At 71.6% G+C, this 17,695-nt stretch carries 22 protein-coding genes; 13 read left to right on the top strand and 9 right to left on the bottom strand.

What is annotated here, in order from left to right; all coding sequences use genetic code 11:
- A partial coding sequence (locus ABIA38_RS32420) for a hypothetical protein (RefSeq protein WP_424642458.1) occupies window positions 1-237 on the bottom strand: 237 nt, incomplete at its 3' end.
- 102 nt (window positions 238-339) lie between these two features.
- Between ABIA38_RS32420 and ABIA38_RS32415 the strand changes: the two genes are divergently transcribed.
- The 3 genes from ABIA38_RS32415 (at window position 340) to ABIA38_RS32405 (ending at window position 2,555) form a co-directional block, all read left to right on the top strand.
- Window positions 340-1,773, top strand: a complete 1,434-nt coding sequence (locus tag ABIA38_RS32415; protein ID WP_424642457.1) for an MFS transporter — start codon at window positions 340-342, stop codon at window positions 1,771-1,773.
- Window positions 1,770-2,189 (top strand): MarR family winged helix-turn-helix transcriptional regulator, encoded by a 420-nt coding sequence (locus ABIA38_RS32410; RefSeq protein WP_424642456.1) that lies wholly within the window; start codon window positions 1,770-1,772, stop codon window positions 2,187-2,189. Before ABIA38_RS32415 ends, ABIA38_RS32410 begins: the two co-directional genes overlap by 4 nt.
- Window positions 2,190-2,318: 129 nt before the next feature.
- Window positions 2,319-2,555 (top strand): hypothetical protein, encoded by a 237-nt coding sequence (locus tag ABIA38_RS32405; protein WP_424642455.1) that lies wholly within the window; start codon window positions 2,319-2,321, stop codon window positions 2,553-2,555.
- A gap of 9 nt (window positions 2,556-2,564) precedes the next feature.
- On the opposite strand, the gene ABIA38_RS32400 is transcribed toward ABIA38_RS32405, so the two are convergent.
- Both ABIA38_RS32400 and ABIA38_RS32395 read right to left on the bottom strand, forming a co-directional pair.
- Window positions 2,565-2,990: a hypothetical protein gene (locus tag ABIA38_RS32400; RefSeq protein WP_424642454.1), complete on the bottom strand. Its 426-nt coding sequence runs from the start codon at window positions 2,988-2,990 to the stop codon at window positions 2,565-2,567.
- An 86-nt stretch (window positions 2,991-3,076) separates the two neighbouring features.
- Window positions 3,077-3,199 (bottom strand): hypothetical protein, encoded by a 123-nt coding sequence (locus ABIA38_RS32395; RefSeq protein WP_424642453.1) that lies wholly within the window; start codon window positions 3,197-3,199, stop codon window positions 3,077-3,079.
- A 19-nt stretch (window positions 3,200-3,218) separates the two neighbouring features.
- Between ABIA38_RS32395 and ABIA38_RS32390 the strand changes: the two genes are divergently transcribed.
- Window positions 3,219-3,578 carry a MarR family winged helix-turn-helix transcriptional regulator gene (locus tag ABIA38_RS32390; protein ID WP_424642452.1) on the top strand — a complete coding sequence of 120 codons (360 nt, stop codon included), beginning with the start codon at window positions 3,219-3,221 and terminating at the stop codon, window positions 3,576-3,578.
- Window positions 3,579-3,684: 106 nt separating this feature from the next.
- Window positions 3,685-4,236, top strand: coding sequence for a cysteine hydrolase family protein (locus ABIA38_RS32385; RefSeq protein WP_424642451.1), 552 nt, complete (start codon window positions 3,685-3,687; stop codon window positions 4,234-4,236).
- A 76-nt stretch (window positions 4,237-4,312) separates the two neighbouring features.
- On the opposite strand, the gene ABIA38_RS32380 is transcribed toward ABIA38_RS32385, so the two are convergent.
- The 3 genes from ABIA38_RS32380 to ABIA38_RS32370 all read right to left on the bottom strand — a co-directional run bounded on the left by ABIA38_RS32380 (window position 4,313) and on the right by ABIA38_RS32370 (window position 6,156).
- Complete coding sequence (locus tag ABIA38_RS32380) at window positions 4,313-4,492, bottom strand: hypothetical protein (protein WP_424642450.1); 180 nt, start codon at window positions 4,490-4,492, stop codon at window positions 4,313-4,315.
- A 308-nt stretch (window positions 4,493-4,800) separates the two neighbouring features.
- Entirely contained in the window at window positions 4,801-5,637 is an 837-nt protein-coding gene (locus tag ABIA38_RS32375) for an MOSC domain-containing protein (RefSeq protein WP_424642449.1), read from the bottom strand.
- Window positions 5,638-5,745: 108 nt separating this feature from the next.
- Window positions 5,746-6,156, bottom strand: coding sequence for a helix-turn-helix transcriptional regulator (locus tag ABIA38_RS32370; protein WP_424642448.1), 411 nt, complete (start codon window positions 6,154-6,156; stop codon window positions 5,746-5,748).
- 251 nt (window positions 6,157-6,407) lie between these two features.
- On the opposite strand from ABIA38_RS32370, the gene ABIA38_RS32365 reads away from it, so the two are divergent.
- The 5 genes from ABIA38_RS32365 to ABIA38_RS32345 all read left to right on the top strand — a co-directional run bounded on the left by ABIA38_RS32365 (window position 6,408) and on the right by ABIA38_RS32345 (window position 10,702).
- Window positions 6,408-6,782: an STAS domain-containing protein gene (locus tag ABIA38_RS32365; protein ID WP_424642447.1), complete on the top strand. Its 375-nt coding sequence runs from the start codon at window positions 6,408-6,410 to the stop codon at window positions 6,780-6,782.
- Window positions 6,783-6,941: 159 nt separating this feature from the next.
- Complete coding sequence (locus ABIA38_RS32360) at window positions 6,942-7,496, top strand: PadR family transcriptional regulator (RefSeq protein WP_424642446.1); 555 nt, start codon at window positions 6,942-6,944, stop codon at window positions 7,494-7,496.
- 193 nt (window positions 7,497-7,689) lie between these two features.
- A complete protein-coding gene (locus ABIA38_RS32355) occupies window positions 7,690-8,634 on the top strand; it encodes a ribosome-inactivating family protein (protein WP_424642445.1) in 945 nt (314 codons plus the stop codon).
- A gap of 143 nt (window positions 8,635-8,777) precedes the next feature.
- On the top strand, window positions 8,778-9,851 hold the full coding sequence (locus ABIA38_RS32350; RefSeq protein ID WP_424642444.1) for a terpene synthase family protein: 1,074 nt from the start codon (window positions 8,778-8,780) through the stop codon (window positions 9,849-9,851).
- A gap of 53 nt (window positions 9,852-9,904) precedes the next feature.
- A complete protein-coding gene (locus tag ABIA38_RS32345; protein ID WP_424642443.1) occupies window positions 9,905-10,702 on the top strand; it encodes a GNAT family N-acetyltransferase in 798 nt (265 codons plus the stop codon).
- A 27-nt stretch (window positions 10,703-10,729) separates the two neighbouring features.
- Here the strand turns inward: ABIA38_RS32345 and ABIA38_RS32340 are convergent, their stop codons facing one another.
- Window positions 10,730-11,413 (bottom strand): FadR/GntR family transcriptional regulator, encoded by a 684-nt coding sequence (locus ABIA38_RS32340; protein ID WP_424642442.1) that lies wholly within the window; start codon window positions 11,411-11,413, stop codon window positions 10,730-10,732.
- A 138-nt stretch (window positions 11,414-11,551) separates the two neighbouring features.
- Window positions 11,552-12,778 (bottom strand): MFS transporter, encoded by a 1,227-nt coding sequence (locus tag ABIA38_RS32335; RefSeq protein WP_424642441.1) that lies wholly within the window; start codon window positions 12,776-12,778, stop codon window positions 11,552-11,554.
- A 504-nt stretch (window positions 12,779-13,282) separates the two neighbouring features.
- Here ABIA38_RS32335 and ABIA38_RS32330 point away from each other — a divergent pair.
- The 3 genes from ABIA38_RS32330 (at window position 13,283) to ABIA38_RS32320 (ending at window position 16,847) form a co-directional block, all read left to right on the top strand.
- Window positions 13,283-14,524 carry a sensor histidine kinase gene (locus ABIA38_RS32330; protein ID WP_424642440.1) on the top strand — a complete coding sequence of 414 codons (1,242 nt, stop codon included), beginning with the start codon at window positions 13,283-13,285 and terminating at the stop codon, window positions 14,522-14,524.
- Window positions 14,525-14,542: 18 nt separating this feature from the next.
- Entirely contained in the window at window positions 14,543-15,487 is a 945-nt protein-coding gene (locus ABIA38_RS32325) for a phytoene/squalene synthase family protein (RefSeq protein WP_424642439.1), read from the top strand.
- Between the two features lie 94 nt (window positions 15,488-15,581).
- Window positions 15,582-16,847: a GDSL-type esterase/lipase family protein gene (locus ABIA38_RS32320; protein ID WP_424642438.1), complete on the top strand. Its 1,266-nt coding sequence runs from the start codon at window positions 15,582-15,584 to the stop codon at window positions 16,845-16,847.
- Window positions 16,848-17,311: 464 nt separating this feature from the next.
- Here the strand turns inward: ABIA38_RS32320 and ABIA38_RS32315 are convergent, their stop codons facing one another.
- On the bottom strand, window positions 17,312-17,665 hold the full coding sequence (locus ABIA38_RS32315; protein ID WP_424642437.1) for a VOC family protein: 354 nt from the start codon (window positions 17,663-17,665) through the stop codon (window positions 17,312-17,314).
- Between the last annotated feature and the right edge of the window lie 30 nt (window positions 17,666-17,695).

The following is a 17,695-nucleotide window of genomic DNA, read 5'->3' as shown; positions in this document are numbered from 1 at the left end:
CGCCTGCCCGTCCGCCCGTCTGCCCGCGCCCGTGCCCGTCCGTTCGTCCGCGCCCGCCCGCCGGTCCGCCCGCGCCCGCCCGCCGGTCCGCCCGCGCCCGCCCGCCGGTCCGCCCGCGCTCGCCCGTCCGCCCGCGCCCGCGCCCGCCCGTCCGCCCGCGCCCGCCCGCCCGTCCGTCCGCGCGTCCGCCCGCTCGCGGCGCCCGTCGACCCGCCCACCCCCGCGCCATCCGGCCACCCGTACCGCCGCTGCCTAGGGCTTGGCATGCCCCGTTGATAGTTGTAGCTTGTTAATAGTTCTAAGCGCTTAAGCAAATAATTGACCCTGCCTGGAGGCGTCGTGCCCGAATTCTCCCGTCGCCGCAACAACCTGGTGCTGGCGATCTGTTGTATGAGTCTGTTCGTCGTCGGCCTGGACAGCACGATCGTCAACATCGCGCTGCCGGCCATCTCGAAGGACATCGATGCCCCGCTGTCCGGGCTGCAATGGATCATGGACGCCTACACGTTGGTGCTCGCGTCGCTGCTGATGCTCGCCGGATCCACCGGCGATCGGATCGGTCGGCGCCGGGTCTTCCAGACCGGGCTGGCCGTGTTCACCCTCGGGTCGTTGATGTGCTCGCTCGCGCCGTCCCTCGGCTGGCTGGTCGCCGCGCGGGCGTTGCAGGCGGTCGGTGGCAGCATGCTCAACCCCGTGGCGATGTCGATCATCACCAACACGTTCACCGAGCCGAAGGCGCGCGCCCGGGCGATCGGGGTGTGGAGCGCGGTGTTCGGGTTGTCCCTGGCCCTTGGCCCGGTGCTCGGCGGCGTGCTGGTCGCCGGTATCGGGTGGCGCGGGATCTTCTGGGTGAACGTGCCGGTGGGCATCGTGGCGATGATCCTGGCCGGCCGCTTCATACCCGAGTCCAAGGCGGCCCGCCCGCGCCGCTTCGACCCGGTCGGCCAGGTGTTGATCATCGTCCTGCTCGCCGCCGCGATCTACGCCATCATCGAGGGCCCGCACCGCGGTTGGGGCAGCCCGCCGATCGTCGCGCTGTTCGCGGTGGCGGCCGTGGCCGTGGTGGCCCTGGTGCGGTACGAGGGCAGGCACGCGGAGCCGCTCCTCGATCCGCGCTTCTTCCGCTCGGCCCCGTTCGCCGGCGCCACCGTGATGGCGGTCTGCGCGTTCCTGGCCATGGGCGGGTTCCTGTTCCTCAACGCGCTGTACCTCCAGGACGAACGCGGCTTCAGCACGCTGCACGCCGGGTTGCTCACCCTGCCGATGGCGGCGGCCAACGTGATCGCCTCGCCGCTGTCCGGGCGACTGGTCGCCGCCCACGGCGCGCGGTTGCCCGTGCTGGCCGCGTCGGGGTTCATGGTCGTGGGCGGGCTGTTGATGACCACGTTCACCGCGACCACCTCGCTGTACGTGGTCGCCGCCGGCTACGTTCTGATCGGCCTTGCCTCCGGCCTGGTCAACGCGCCGATCACGAACGCCGCCGTATCCGGGATGCCCCGCGCACAGGCCGGGGTCGCCGCAGCCGTCGTCTCCACCAGCCGGCAGACCGGCACTTCGCTCGGGGTGGCCGTGTTCGGCTCGATCCTGGCCTCCGGCGGCGGGTTCACCGACGCGAGCCGGATCTGCTGGTGGCTGGTCGTGGGCTGCGCCGTGGTGATCGGCGCGCTCGGTATCATCACGACCGGGCCGAAGGCCCGGGCCGGCGCCGATCGTCTGGCGGCGGGTTTCGCCGTGGGCGCCGCCGAGACGACGAGGGATACGGCGGTGCGGTGACGGTGGGCGAGCAGGACGAACTGGTCGAGGTCTGGAGCCGGCTCCAGACGCTGGTGCTCGGAAACAACGCCCGCGTCGAGGTCACCGAGGCCCTGGGGCTCAGCTTCGTCAAGGTGCGGGCGCTGCGCAGGCTGCTCCCCGGACCGCTCGCCATGCACGAACTGGCCACCGCGATGGTCACCGAGAAGCCGTATGTCACCCAGATCGTGGACTCCCTGGAAAAGCTGGACCTGGTCGTCCGCAGCGTCAGCGCGGAGGACCGGCGCCGGCGGATCGTCACGCTGACCGAGTCCGGCCGAGCGGTCGCCGAACGCGCCGACGCGATCCTCATGCGCCCCCCGGCGGTGCTCGCCGCGCTCTCCCCGGCCGATCGGGCCACCCTCCACCGCATCCTGAGCACCCTCCCGAGCAACTGAACGCACGCCCCGGCGGCCCGAGTTCGTTCCCGACGCCGGGCCGTCGGCCGACCGGTCGCACCGCGCGCCACCCGGATGCCGGCCGCGTCCGCCGGGGCCGGATCGGGGCGCGCGCGTAGCGTCGCAGGGGTGCACGACGATCTTGAACTCGACGAGTTGCGGCGGCGGTTCGACGGGCTGACCGAGGCGATCCGCGAACACGCGGCTCGATATCCCGGCCGGGACGAGCCGGCCGACGAAGCCTCGCGCGAGCAGTGGCGCACCGAGCGGACGGCGTGGCGTGCCGAGTGGGCCCGGTTGTGGGCCGAGCAGCGGGAACTCGCCCGGGCGATTCATCGGCGGCGGGCCGAGGCCGGCTCCGCATAGGGCGACGCGCTACCGCGTGGGCGGCGTCGGCCGATCCTGCTCCGGCTCGACGGCGGGTGTGCGTGGCGGGCCTGCGGCGTACAGGGCCCGTTCGAGGACGGCGACCCGGTCGAAGGCGCGGTGGATCTCGGCCGCCTCGGCCCGATACACGGCGAGCGCCTGCGGGATCGCGTGTACCGGAAGATGCTCGCTCAGTTCGCGGCGCAGGTCGGAGTACTCCTGACGCAGTTCCGCGAGCTCGGCCTGGAGGTGGTGGCGGGCCAGGCGGACCAGCAGCAGGGGGTAACGCCGCAGCACCTCGTGGTTCCGGTAGCCGGGTGGGCACAGCTCGTACAGCTCTTCGGCCGCACGCGGGTCGAACATGACCGCAACGGGCGTGCCGGGCCGGCCGGGCTGCTGCGTCCGGATGGGAGTGACGCCGTCCTGTTCGTTCATACGTTCGAATTATCGCATATGGGATCCCGGTTGATTTCTACAGTCCAACCTGCGCATCTGCTATTGCGCAGTCTGAACTGCGGGACTTAGGGTGAGGGTATGGATGAGGTCAGCGGTACGGCGTCGGCGTCCGTGTCCGCGTCGACATCGGCGCCGGCGCCGGTTTCGGAGTCGGCCGCGCGGGCGGCGCGGGATATGCGGGTTGCCATTCGGCGGATCGTCCGGCGGATGCGGGGAACCGCCGACCCGACCGACCTGACCGCGTCGCAGATGTCGGTGCTCGGCCGGCTGGAGCAGGAGGGGGACGCCTCCGTCGGCGAACTCGCGGTCGTCGAGCGGGTGCGACATCAGTCCATGGCGGCCACCGTCGCCGCACTCGAGCAGCGCGGGTTGGTCTCGCGTCGGGCCGATCCGGCCGATGGGCGCCGGCAGGTGGTGTCGACGAGCGAGGCAGGCCACAGGTTCCACGCGGACCGCCGGCGCGCCGGGGACGAATGGCTCAGCCGGGCACTGGAGGAACAACTCACCGAGACCGAGCGGCAGACGGTGATCGAGGCGATGGCCCTGCTGGAACGGGTCGCCCGCTGAGGCCGTCTGCCACCGGGCCGACCCCGGGGCTTCCCGGGGGGCAGCGGAGGCCACGCACCGAACCCCGGAACGGTTCAACCATCCAACGTGGAAAGGTTCACCACCCATGACCGACTCGGCCCTGCTCGTAATGGACGTGCAACACGCCACCGTCGCCCGCGTCCCCGACCCCGACTACGTCCCCCGTGTGGCCCGCGCGATCGCCGCCGCCCGGGACGCCGGGATCCCGGTGCTCCATGTCGTGATCGGGTTCCGCGCCGGACATCCCGACATCCACCCGGCCAACTCGCTCTTCGCCGCACTGCCGACCGGCGCCTTCACCGCCGACGACGCCAACGCGGCCATCCATCCCGACGTCGTGCCGCTGCCCGGGGAGAGCGTCGTCACCAAGAAGCGGGTCAGCGCGTTCGCCGGCAGCGACCTGGAACTGCTCCTGCGTTCCGGCCGCATCGAGCACCTGGTCCTGGCCGGCATCGCCACCAGTGGCGTGGTGCTGTCCACCGTGCGTCAGGCCGCCGACCTGGACTACCGGTTGACCGTACTGTCCGACGGCTGCGCCGATGCCGACCCCGAGGTGCATCGGGTACTGCTGGACAAGGTCTTCCCGCGCCAGGCCGAGATCAGCACGATCGACGACTGGGCCAAGTCCCTCGCCTGACCGGCGATCCCGGGTGCCTTCCGGGCCGGGAGGCACCCGGTGCGGGCCGGGTCACGCCAACGGCTCGCGGGCCGGCCTACTTCGCCCGGTAGTAGAGGTACGCCGCCAGGCCGCCGACGCAGATCATGTTGCCCAGCGTGTACTTCAGCCGGGCACCCCCGGTGCGCGGCGCGCGCGGCGGCGCGTACGTCGGGCCGCCGCCGTCGTAATTCCCGCCCGACCCACCGCAGTTCGGGCACGGGTGCATCGCCTGCATCCGGCCACTTCCACCGCAGCCCGAGCAGGACATCCCGATGCCCTGGCCCGATCCGCCGCAACCGCCGCAGTTCGTGTCCATCGGTACCCAGCCGCCACCGTTGCAGCTCCCGCAGTTCCCCACCGTGCCCCCTTGCGAAGATCCCCGCCCGAGCGTGCAGGACCCGTGCGTCAAGGTCAACGGAATCCCGGTGAACTTCGACGGCAATCGAGGCGAATCGAAGCGAATCGAGGCGAGCCGGTGCCGTGTTCCGGCGGTCGGGGCGGGGTTCGAACGAGTTTGCGGCGTCGGGTCCGTGACCTGCCCGGTCAGTCGATCCGGACCACGTCGCCCGCGCGGACCCGGCCGCCGCGCAGTACCTCGGCATAGACCCCGGCGCACGGTTCGGGGTCGCGCCCGGGCAGCGCGGGCACCCGGTTGTGTTCGGCCAGGGCGCGCAGCGCGGCGGTGTCTCGGGGCAGTGCGCCGTGCGCGAGGGTGGGCACCGCGCAGCGCGGCGTCGAGGCGACCACGCGCAGCGTGAGTCGGTCGCCGATGCGCAACTGCCGGCCCAGCCAGGAGTGGTCGACGAATCCGGTATCGGGTGTGTCCAGCACCAGGTTCGGCCGGTAGCGCTCCACCTCGACCACACCGCGCGGGTTCAACGCGGCGGCTCGGCGCAGCGTCGCGGTGGACACCAGGTGTACGGGGGCGAAGTCGAAGAAGGTGCCCGCCGGGGAGGCCGAGCCGAACCGGACCACATCGGCCGGTACGTCCGCGTCGAGCCCCTCCGCCAACACCCGTTCGGGCCGCGAGCGATCGAGCTCGGCGTCCGGCGGCGGGGTGTCGATCAGCGTGACATCGCGGCCGACGAGCGCGGACAGGGCCTCGTCGAGGTCGGCGTCGGTGCTCCACCGGGTGCGGGTGTCCGGTCCGGTGATCGTGGTCGCGGCGGCGCCGAGAGCGGCGGTACAGGTGAGCAGGGCCCGCCACAGGCGTGGGTTCTTCGCGCTGGCCACCTTGCCGGTCTGCCGGTCCAGTACGGCGAGCCGCCGGTCACCGGCGAGTCCGCGCTCGGTCACCTCGACGGCGGAAACGCGTTCGCCCAGCATCGACTTGACCGGATAGCGCCGCAGCGCGTCCACCGTCCCGAGCACGTTCTCCACCCGAACCCCGTCCTGCGTCGATGCCGATCCCGGTTCCCGCGCTCACGCTACCGTCGGGGCGGGCAGCCGTCGTCGGCCCGGTCGGCTGGTTCGGCATGTTCCGCGAACTCATCGACGGCGCGGGCGGCGCGTGACCGAACCGATCTCTTCGGTGTCGGCGGTCGGGTGCTTGCGATCGGCGCCGGCGCCGGCGCCGTTCAGTGAATGGGCACTTCTGCCATTGCCGCTGCTCCCCGGCAGATTGAGCGCCTCCGCGACCGGTCGGCCGCGGTCGGCCGGGTGTCTGACCACCGTGTCGGGGATGACCCGGTAGGCGTTGCGGCGCCCGGTGCGGGTGCGGGTCAGATAGCCGGCCTTCTCCAGGTCGGCCAGGATGCCCTGCACCGTGCGCTCGGTGAGCAGACACGTGGCGGCGATGTCGCGTACCCGCGTCTCGGGGTCACGGGCGATCGCCGAGAGCACGCGCGCGTGATTCGTGAAGAACGTCCACGAGGGACGGGTGTCGTCCGAGTCGCTCATGCCCATCATCGTAGGACGATCCATTCCGGCAATGAGACACCTGAATCGGTCTTCCTGAATTCCTTGACGGCCGTTGGTTCGCGTCCGATGCTGGGAGCAGTACCAACCCGGCAGATGTGGATGAACCAAGCTATCGGTACGCGAGGGAGTCGGACATGACTCGACGACCGCGTCCCCGGCCCGAGCCCCGTTGCGGCGCGACCCCGGCGCCGTCGCGTGCGCGCCCACACCGAGGCGAGGACCGCCGGCACGTGGTACCGCTGCCGGAGCTGCTGTTGATCCATACCGCCGTCGACGGCGACCGGGCGTTGTTGTACATCCACGGCGAGGTCGACCTGGTCACCGGGCCGCGGCTGGATCACGCCCTCGCCGACGTGATCGTGGGCGGCGCGCGGCACGTGCACGTGGACCTGGCCGAGGTGACGTTCTGCGACAGCACCCTCGTGCACACCCTGCTGCGCGCCCGCAGCCGGGCACACTCGTACGGCGCGGCGCTCAGCCTGGCCCCGGGCGGATGGCCGCGTCGGCTGCTGGAACTCACCGGTACCAAACACCTGTTCACGCTGCGCCCGACGCCGACCGCGAGCCCGGCGGCCGACCCCGGCCCCGAACCCGAGCCCGCCTGACCGGGAACGAGGGCCGGGCGGGATGTCGGCGGGCCGCGACACCGACCCGTTACGACGTCGACCCGGCTACGACGTCGACCCGGCTACGACATCGACCCGTTACGACATCGACATGACGGATTCGACCTGTCACAACGATGAGGTCCATACGCTGGCCGAATGTCGTTGACGATGGCGCTTTTGGGGTTGTTGGCGGCCGAGCCGGCCAGCGGATATCAGCTCGCTCGCGAGTTCGAGCGTGATCTCGGACGCTACGCGTGGCATGCCGGACACTCCGGGATCTATCCCGAGTTGATCCGGATGACCGAGCGCGGCCTGGTCGAGGTGACCGGTGAGGGTGCCCGCAACAGTCGTACATACGCGGTGACCGCGCTCGGCCGCGCGGAGTTGCAGGCCTGGTTGCTCGCCCCGCCGACCGGGGGCAAGGTGCGCAACGAGCACGTGCTGCGGGTCTTTCTGCTGGACGCGCTGGAACCGGCCGACGGGCTGCGGATGTTGCGCCGGATCGCCGAGGACGCGACGTGCCGGATCGAGGAACTGCGCCGCATTCGCGAACGGCACGATCGTGATGTGCCGGAAGGGCGGGACGCGCTCGGCCAGTTGGCCGCCGAGTTCGGACTGCGCCAGTTCGAGGCGTTGCACAGTTGGACGTTGTGGGCCGCCGAGCGGTTGATGCGTCGTCAGGAGCAGGGCGGGGGGCCGGTGTCGGAGTGAGCCGGGATCCGCCGGGGCAATCGGTCCATCGGGTCCATCGGGTCCATCGGGTCGGTCGGGGCGATCGAGTCGGTCAAGTCGGCGAATCCATCGGCGAGTTCTGACATGTCAGTCTTGACAGGTGAGTTGAGGGCGGAGCACAGTCGTGGAGTCCTGCTCCATCCGAACCGCACCACGGTCAAGGAGACGACGCATGACCCACCACCACCCCGGACCCGCCGCGAGGCGGCCCGGCCGGATCCGTCGGACGCTGCTCGGTCTCGGCATGTCGCTGGCCGTCGCGGCCGGCCTGTTCTCCGCCGCCGGGCCGGCCGGCGCGCACACCCCCGACGGTTCCGTCAACCACGTCTGGCTGGACCTGGGCGACGCGCCCAGCAGCCAACAGACCATCGCCTACTCGACGTTCCTGGCCAGCCTGCGGGCCGCGGTCGGCGACACCCGGCCGGACGGCACGCAGTACACGCAGAACGCGTCGCAGTCGGAGGGGATCGTCCGGGTCTCGCTGTCGGCTCACGACGACGCAGGCAACCGGCGGGCCGTGGACCTGTGGGTCCAGCCGGACAACCTGTACGTGGTGGGGTATTCCCCGCAGGGCAGCGGCGTTTCGTACCTCTTCAACGACGCGTCCTTCAACCGGAACCCGCTGGGCACGGCCAACGCCAATCTGCCGTTCGGCGGCAACTACAACGCCCTCGTCGGCATGGCCAATCGGGACCGCTCCAGCCTGCCGGTCTACTGGAACGACATCCGGGCGTCGATCCTGCAACTCGCCAACCAGACCTCGGCGAACACCAACACGCAGAACACCGCGCGCTCGCTGATGTTGCTCATCCAGATGACCTCGGAGGCGGCCAGGTTCAACGACCTCGAGGGCGTCTTCCGCGCCGCGCTCGGCGATTGGAGCTGGGGGCAGACCGGGCTGCCCGCGTGGCAGCAGAACCTGGAGAACAACTGGGGCGTGTTGTCCAACTTCTACTGGAACCTCCAGGGGATGGGCAACACCACGACGCCGACCGTGCCGTACATCCCCGGCGTCGGCACGATCCAGAACGCGGACCAGGTCCGGCGCTACGTCCGGGTCCTGCACACGTTCAACACCAACTGGCAGTACCCGAATCCCTCCCACGACGAACTCTGAGGAAATCCCGGCCGGTTGCGCCACCGGTGCCGTCCGGTTGGTTCAGGTGCGCGGGACTTTGGGAAGCCTTCCCTCAGTCCCGCGTACCACCCACCTACCCACCCACTCGTGACGACTCGACGACTCCGGGAGGCACGGCTGCCATGGACACCATCGGCGCCCAGGCGCAGGTCGGCGGATTCGACTGTCCCTTCCCGGAGCGGGTCAATCCGCATCTGGCCGCGACCGAGGAACCGCATCTCGAATGGATCCGCGCCTTCCGCCTCGTCGCCGGCGAGGAGGCGATGCCCGCGTACCTCTCGTGGCGGATGAGCCGGCTCGCCGCGCGTACCTACCCGGAGTGCGACGCCACGCAGTTGACGCTGATGGCCGACTACGTCGGCTTCACCTTCGTGGTCGACGACCAGTTCGACTGCCACCCGGAGTTGAGCAGTGCGGCGGTGCGGGAGTTGATCGACCCGCTGTTGGAGGTGCTCGACTGGGATACCACCGCGGACTTCGCCAAGGAGCCGCCCGGGGTGCGGGCCTGGGCCGATCTGTGGCACCGGCTGTGCCAGGGCATGCCACGATCGTGGGTGCGCCGGTGTGCGGCCTCGTTCCGGGACTACTACGAAGCGGTCGTGGCGGAGGCGGTCGTCCGGGAGAGCGGACGCACGCCCGGGGTCGACGAGTTCGTCGAGTTGCGGCTGGATTCCTCGGGCGTGCGCCCGGCGTTCGACCTCATCGAGCGGGCGGGGCGGTTCACCTTGGCGGAATCCCTGGTCGCCGACGCGCGGTTCGGTGAGCTGTGCGAGCAGGGGGTTCGGCACATCGGGTGGGTGAACGACGTGTTCTCCGCCAACCGCGAGCTGTTCACGGCCGGGCAACGCTACAACCTGGTACCGGTGTTGGAGGAGCCGCAGGACTACACGTGGTTCGAGGCCAGGAAGCGGGCCTACACGATGGCCGACGACAGCCTGGCGCGATTCCTCCGGATCAAGGGCGAACTCCCGGGGATCTACCGCAGATTGGATCTTTCGGAGCAGGAGCGGACGGACGCCGACACCTACGTGCGCGGCATGGAGAACTGGATGGGCGGCCACATCCGCTGGTATCCCGAGTCGAGCCGCTACGTCGAACTGACCGTCGCCGACGTCTGCCCGTCACCCGTCTTCTTCGGCCCGACCTACCAGGACCGGATCCGCCACGCCGACCACCGCGACGACGACCCACGGTGACGCCCGCCGCCTCGGTATGCTCTCGGCCGGACCCGAGGGATGGGATGTCGTCGATGACGGAGCGGCCGGCGAACGGGCGGGTGGCCATCGAGGATCCGGACGGGCGGGTGGTCGCCGACTACCGACCGCTGCCGATGCCCGGGTCGGCGGTGGCGCTGGACCTGCGAGTGCGCGATGCGACAACGGAGCGGGCGGCCGAGGTGGTGGTGGCCGTGCTGCCCGGGTGGGCGGTGAGTACCGATCCGGTGACGAGCGCGGCATTGGTCGCGGCCGGGGCGGTGGCCGGGCGGCAAAGCCACAACTACCGCTGGGAGTTCGGGCCCACGGCGAGCACCCCGACCCGGGCCGACTGGGTGCGCCCGCCGCCGACGCGCGGCCCTGTGGTGCGGCCGGCCGCCGAGGTCGGGCCGAAGGCGCTGTACGCGGCGTGCGCGGCGGCCTATCCGCCCGGGCACATCGACCATGCCGAGGCGTCGCCGGAGAGCCTGGATCCGCTCTTCGACGGCACGGTGGTCGGCCCACTGCTGCCGTGCAGTTCGGTGGTCCTGGACGGCGCTCGGGCGGTCGCGGCGGCCCTGGTCAACGACCACGACCCGCGCGGGCCGTGGTTGACCCAGGTCTTCCGCGACCCGGCCCCCCGCTACGCGGGCCTCGGTACGTTCCTGATCCGCCGAGCCCTGGCCCTCGCCGAACGCGACGGCGCCAAGGCCCTCGGTCTGACGGTCACCGCCGGCAACCCGGCCGCCCTCCGCTACGCGGCGTTGGGCTTCCACCGCACCGAAACCTTCGTGTCCCTCCGCCTGCCCGGGGCCGAGGCCCGGGCCGACGCGGGACCGAGCGGCGCCCGGTAGTGGGTCGTGGCCGCACGGCCCGCTTTGTCAGGGGCGTTCGGGGCGGAGTTGGGCGAGGGTGTGTTCGACGTTGTGGCGGGTGGCTGCCATGGCGGCCTGGGGGTCACTGTCCTCGATGGCTTGGACCAGGGCGGCGTGTGCGTCGTGTTTGTGGTCCTCGGGGCTCGGGCCCTGGTCGGCCACCATCTCGGTGGAGGCATCGCGGACCGCGTCGAGGAACGTGGCGAACAGGTCGGTGAGTACCGGGTTGTGCGCGGCGGTGACCACGGCGCGGTGGAACTCCAGGTCCACGTCCACGAGTTCGGCCGCGCCCCGGGCCTGTTCGCGGGCGGCCAAGGCGTCGCGCAGCGCGCTGATGTCGGCGCGGGTCCGGCGCAGCGCCGCCAGTCGTCCCGCCTCGACCTCCAGGGCCACGCGTACCTCGTAGATGTGCGCGAGTTCGGCGCGGCGCAGTTGCCGGTCGAAATCGGTGACCGGGGCGATCGAGGCGACGAACGTGCCGAGGCCCTGTCGCGAGTGCAGCTGACCGGCGGCGATCAGTGCCCGGACCGCCTCGCGGGAGGTGGAGCGGCCGACCCCGAGCAGCCGGCTGAGTTCGACCTCGCCGGGCAGCCGGCTGCCCACCGGCCACTCGCCGCCCTCGACCAGGCGGCGCAGCTCGGTGACGGCCTGCTCCACCAGTGAGGTACGTCGTACCGCTCGAACCGTCACGCCCGTGCTCCGTTTCCGCTGTCCCCGTCCCACCTGCCTGCTCAGGTCATCAGAGAGGTTACGGGACGGGCCATGGCCGGGGCGGCGTCGGTGGGTCACCGCTCCGCGCCCGGCCGCTCGGGGGCGAGTGGGGATCGGCTACACCGTGGCCGGTTCCGGCTCCGGCTCCGGTTCGGGCTTTGGGGTCGGCGGCTCGCCGGTGGGCAGGGTGCGGTCGCGCAGTCGCAGGCCGGCGACGACGGCGATGACGAATACGGCCAGGCCGACCCCGAGTGCGGTGCGCAGCCCGTGGGCGTCGGCCAGCCGGCCGAACAGCGGCGAGGCCAGACCGCCGACCGACATGGCCAGGCCGAGGGTGAGGCCGCTCGCGGTGCCGGGTCGGGTGGGCAGGTAGTCCTGGGCCAGCGTCACCTGCGGCGCGAAGGGCAGGAACAGCGCGATCCCGCACACCACCACGGCGATCTCGGCGGTCCAGAACGTCGGCGCGAAGACGAGCGCGGCCAGGGCCGGCAGGCCGAGGAGATAGCCGGTGCGCACGGGCATCGTGCGCCCGTGGTGGTCGCCGAGCCAGCCGCCGAGCAGGGTGCCGGCCGCGCCGCCGAGGGTGAACGAGGTCAGCGCCGCGGCGCCCGCGCCGGAGGAGGCGTGCAGGTCGCGTTGCACATGCAGGGAGAGCAGCGAGACGACGGTGACGTAGGGGATGGACCACCCCACCGTCGCGGTCACCAGGGTGCCGAACGCCCGCCAGTCGTCCACGAGTTGCGGCCCGCCGGAGCCGGTGCGGGCGGCTGCCGTCAGGGGCTGCGCCGGGGTGTGGCCGCGGCTGCGCATCCAGGGGCCGCGGACCGCCCACAACAGCGCCATCACCACAGCCGGTACGGCCAGCAGGTAGGCACCGGACAGCCCGAGCGAGCCGATCACCAGGGTGACCAGGGCCGGCGCGAGCGAGGCGCCGAGGGTGCCGCCGACCGAGAACAGGCTCATCGCGCGCTGCGATCGCCCGCCGGCCGCGCGGGCCTGGTTGGTGGCGGCCGGGTGGTAGGCGGCGATGCCGATGCCGGCGATGGCCACGCACAGCCAGGTGAGCAGGTAGCTGTCGGCGACCCCGGCCGCGGCGATCCCACCGGCCGCGGTGAGGAAGCCCGCCGGGGCCAGCCAGTCGCGGGCGGCGCGGTCGACCAGCATGCCGAACACGGGCTGCACCACGCTGGACAGGCCGGTCGCGGCGAGGGCGATCCCGGAGACGGCGGAGTAGCTGTAGCCGCGCTCCGACATCAGGAACGGCAGCAGCGCCGGGACGGCGCCCTGGTAGAGGTCGTTGACGACGTGACTGCCGGTCAGGAAACCCAGCTGCCCCTTCTTCACCGGCCCTCCCCGGCGGGGCGCACGGCGGTCGGCGTCGGCATCGGCGGCGACATCCGCGTTCGCGTTCGCGTCGGCATCGGTATGTGTTCGGGGAACATCACGACTCCTGTTCTCGGCTTCTCAGCTTCTCAGGTCCTCTGAGGAGTGAACTCAAGCAGAGATCGACTCTCGAAGCAAGGCTTGCCTAACCTGCGCCCGGCGCGACCGCCGACACCGACGGCCGCGCCCGTGCCTCGGGCCTCGGCGGCCGGGGCCGGGCGGGGCCGACTATGTGCGGATGCGGATGCGGATGCGGATGCGGCTTGGTCCGGTGCTGCCGGCCGTCGGTTGTGGGTGAGGTAACCACCTTCGGTGGAGCGCCGATTGGTTGTCGTCAGCCTTCCGTGCGATCTCCGCCGGCCGCGCGGAGGGCGAAGGATGTGTGGGGGTGAGACCTGGGAAGGAGGGGTGTGGTCGCCGCCCCGGATGACGCCTGCGGGGAGGTTGCGCGCGTAGCGTCCGGGTGTGCAAAGAATCTACGCTTGGCTGCGCGACCATCCCGTGGTGGTGGACGCGGTGTTCACGGCTCCGCTGCTGCTGTTGAGCTACACCCAGTTGCGGGCGGACGACGCGCCGAGCGGGTTCGCCCTGCAGTGGGCGTGGATTCTTGTCGTGGTCTACTGCGTCGGCGCGGTGTTGCGCCGGGTGTTGCCGCGGACCGCGTACGGCGTGGTGATGCTCGCCGGGGCCGGTCAGCTCGTGGTGACCCAGGCGATCACCCTGGCGGGTTACGCGGTGTTGATGGTGCTGTACACGACGGCCAAGTCCGGTTCGCGGCGCGGTGCGCGGATCGCGTTGGCCTGCGTGTTCGCCGGGCCGACGCTCTACTACATCCGATGGTCCTCGGTGTTGGACGTGGGCCTGCGCGACGGCCTGCTCGGGTACACGTTCCTGACCGTCTCGCTCGGCATCGCGTGGGTGCTGGGCGACTCGATGCGCACCCGCCGCGCCTACTACGCGGAACTGGAAGAGCGGGCCACCCGGCTCGAGTTCGAGCGCGACCAGCAGGCGCAGATCGCCGCAGCCGCCGAACGAGCCCGGATCGCCCGGGAGTTGCACGACGTGGTGGCGCACAACGTGTCGGTGATCGTGGTCCAGGCCGACGGCGCGTCGCGGACCATCGACAGCGCGCCGGACAAGGCCCGCGAGGCGCTGGACACGATCGCCCGTACCGGCCGTGAGGCGCTCGTCGAAATGCGGCGCCTGTTGGGGGTGTTGCGCGCGCAGAGCGACACCGAGGGCCTGGTCCCGCAGCCGACCCTGCGGCACCTGGCCGACCTGGTCGACCAGGTCGGCCGCGCGGGGATGTCGGTGGGCCTGGCGGTGGAGGGTGTCCCGGTGGACCCGTCGCGCACCGTCGCGCTCACCGCGTACCGGATCATCCAGGAGGCCTTGACCAACACCCGCAAGCACGGCGGCCCCCAGGCCACCGCGAAGGTCGTGGTCCGCTATCGCGAGGACGCGCTGGAACTGCGGATCGGCGACGACGGGCGCGGCGCGCAGGCGCCCGGCGACGGGATGGGGCACGGCCTGATCGGGATGCGCGAACGGGTCGCGATGCTCGACGGCCGCCTCGACATCGGCCCCGACCCGGACGGCGGCTGGACGGTGTGCGCGGTACTGCCGTACGGGTCCGGCCCCGACGAGATGGGGACTGATACTCTCCGTGATGAAGATCGGAAGATTTCCGGTGATACTCGCCGGTGAGATTCGGCGGGGAGACTCATGCGGTCGTGGCGGTATTGCCTGGACGCGGCGGGCGTGCGCGAGCGTACGCTGCGGGCCGACTACACCGCCGCCGCGGTGTTCATGCGCCGCCGGGAGACGGCGGGTTGGGGCGCGTTGCGGGTATTGGCACCGGCGCACTTCCTGCCGCACGCGCTGGTCGGCGCCGCGATGGCGTACCTGACCGACGACGTCTGCGATCGCGGTGACGCGGCGGGCCGGCGGGCGCGGTTCGAGGCGTGGGCGACGCGGGTGCGGGCGGCGTTGGACACCGGGACCGCGACGCATCCGCTGCTGCGGGCCTATCTGCACGCGGCCCACGAGTACGGGCTGCCGCGCCGGTGGGCGGACGACTACCTGGTGGGCAGCCGCGCCCAACTGGACTCTCCCGAGTTCGCGGACGAGGCCGAATATCAGCGCTACATCGACACGTTCACCTGGCCCGGCGCGATGCTCAGCACCGGGATGACGCCGCATCTGGTCTCGGACGAGGAATTCGCGGCCACCGTGCGGGCGTTCGCCGACGGCTTCCAACGCACCGACCTGCTCTGCGACTTGGCCGAGGACCTGGCCGAGGGACGGAACTGGCTGCCGCGGGCCGACCTGGACCGATACGGCGTCAGCACGGCCGACCTGGTCGCCGGTCGGGACACCCCGGCGATCCGCGCCCTGCTCGTGGAGACCACGTCCCGGGCCCGGGCCTCGCTCGATGTCGGTGACCTGTTGATCGATCAGGTCGGCCCCGAGTACCGCCCGTTGACCCGCAGCGTGCTGGCGATCAGCCACCACCGCCTCGACAACGTCTGCGCCCTGGGCCCGGCCATCACCCGCCGCCCGGCCCGGGACAACCCGGTGGAATGCGCCCGCCTCCTGCTCGGCGCCCGCCGGCCCGGCGCCTCCGAACGGCCCGCCGCGGTGCCGGCGGGCACGTCGGTCGGCGGCTGACCGGGGCTGATCGTCGGCTGTTCGTCGGCTGATCGGCCGCGGCGCCAGGAAAATGCGTGTGCGTTTCACCTATACGGGTTGAGAAGGTGGGCACATGAACCCCGCGCCCGACCCCGACCCCGACCCCGGCCCCGGTCCCGCCCTCGGTCCCGATACCGCCTCCCGCTCCGCCACCCCGTCCCCGGAAACCGGCTGGGTCACCACGCCCATCGCCGCCGAGCTCGTGCGTGGCGCGCTCGAACTGGAGTGGACCGGGGACGGGATCCTGCCACACCGCCTGCCCGCCCGGGCCCGGGCGCAGCTCGCCGACGGGCAGTTGGCGATGGCGGAGGCGCAGCCGTCGGGGGTGCGGGTCGTGTTCCGGACCCGGGCGAGCGTGGTCGAGCTGGACACGCTGCCGACCAAGATGTCGTACGTGGGGGCTCCGCCGCGCCCCGATGGGGTCTACGACCTGCTCGTCGACGGCCGGCCGGTCGGGCACGGCCGGGTCGCCGGCGGCAATGTGTGCGTGGTGGACATGGCCACCGGCGCGGTCGAGACGCGACCCGGGCCGGTCGGCACCGTTCGGTTCGACGGGCTCGGCGATCGGGCGAAGCACGTCGAGATCTGGCTGCCGCACAACGAGATCACCCGGCTGGTCGCGCTGCGCACCGATGCCCCTGTCGAACCGCTGCCCGCGACCGGCCGCAGGGTGTGGGTGCACCACGGCAGTTCGATCAGCCAGGGCTCCGACGCGGCGAGTCCCAGTACGACGTGGCCGGCGTTGGCCGCCTCGCTCGGCGGGGTGGAGCTGGTCAACCTGGGCTTCGGCGGCAGTGCGCTGCTCGATCCGTGCACCGCGCGGGCGATCCGGGACACGCCGGCGGATCTGCTCAGCGTCAAGATCGGGATCAATCTGGTCAACACCGACGTGATGCGGCTGCGGGCGTTCACCCCGGCCGTACACGGATTCCTGGACACGATCCGGGAGGGGCATCCCACCACCCCGCTGCTGGTCGTCTCGCCGGTGTTGTGCCCGATCCACGAGGACATCCCCGGCCCCAGCGCCCCGGACCTCACCGACCTGGCTGCCGGCAAGATCCGCTTCCGGGCCACGGGCGACCCCGCCGAGCGGGCCGCCGGGAAGCTCACGCTCACCGTCATCCGCGACGAACTGGCCCGCATCGTCGCCCAACGTGCGGCCGACGACCCCAACCTGCACTACCTCGACGGCCGCACCCTCTACGGCGACGCCGACTTCGCCGAACTCCCCCTCCCCGACGCCCTGCACCCGGACCCGGCCACCCACCACCGCATCGCCGAACGCTTCGCGACCGAGTCCTTCGGCCCGGCCGGGCCGTTCACGAGCACAACCGCCTGAACCTCAGCTTGCCGTTTGGCCTCCGGCGGCGGGTACTTGTGGGCGGGGAAGATCCGGCGGGCGGTGGCAACGCATCAGCGGCCGCTCGCGCCGCGCGAGCCGGAGCAGGAGTCCGGGCTCATCGCGCCGCAGATCGTGGCGGCCCTGGCCCGGCTGGACCAGCGCCGCGCCGAGCAGAGGGATCCCGGTAGTTCTTGCGGGAAAGGCAACGCTCAGCAGCGTTGGCCCGGTTCAGATGTCGAATCGCGACTGAGGGCCCCAGCGTGAGCCGGGGTCCTCAGTCGCGTCGTCGGGTCAACGCGGCGAACGCCTTGGGCGGGAGTTCGGTGTCGAGATCAGGAGCTGCCGCACTGCTTGGCTGCGCTGTCGCATGAGGTTGGTACCGCCTCGGCGGCGGGCGGCAGCCCATTCTGTCCGTGTTGTCGTGTGGGACGTCGGGGCCCGGACAACTGCCCGATCTCCGCTCAACTCTTGCGTTTGCTCAAGACGCAGAACTCGTTGCCCTCCGGGTCGAGGAGGGTCACCCAGTGCTGCCCGTCCTGCGCGGTGTCGGCGCGCCGGGCACCGAGGGACAGCAGCCGGACGACCTCGGCCTCCTGGTCGTCCGGGCGGAAGTCGGGGTGGAGCCGGTTCTTCGACGTCTTGCCCTCGGGAACAGGCACGAAGAGCAGGCCCGGCATCCGGTCCGGCTCAGGCCGGATCTCGATGATCTCCTCGGATTCGTCGACCACGACCCAGCCGAGAGCCTCGGCCCACCAGCGCCCGAGAGCGACGGGGTCGGCAGAGTCGACGATAATCTGTTCCCACTCCAGTGCCATGGGCCCGAGCATAGACGGAGCGGCGGCCCG

Origin of the sequence: Embleya sp. AB8, from assembly GCF_049739465.1 — a bacterium.
Taxonomy (GTDB): Bacteria; Actinomycetota; Actinomycetes; order Streptomycetales; family Streptomycetaceae; genus Embleya.
Note: the sequence above shows the minus strand (reverse complement) of the source record. Positions and strands in the feature narration are given on the sequence as shown.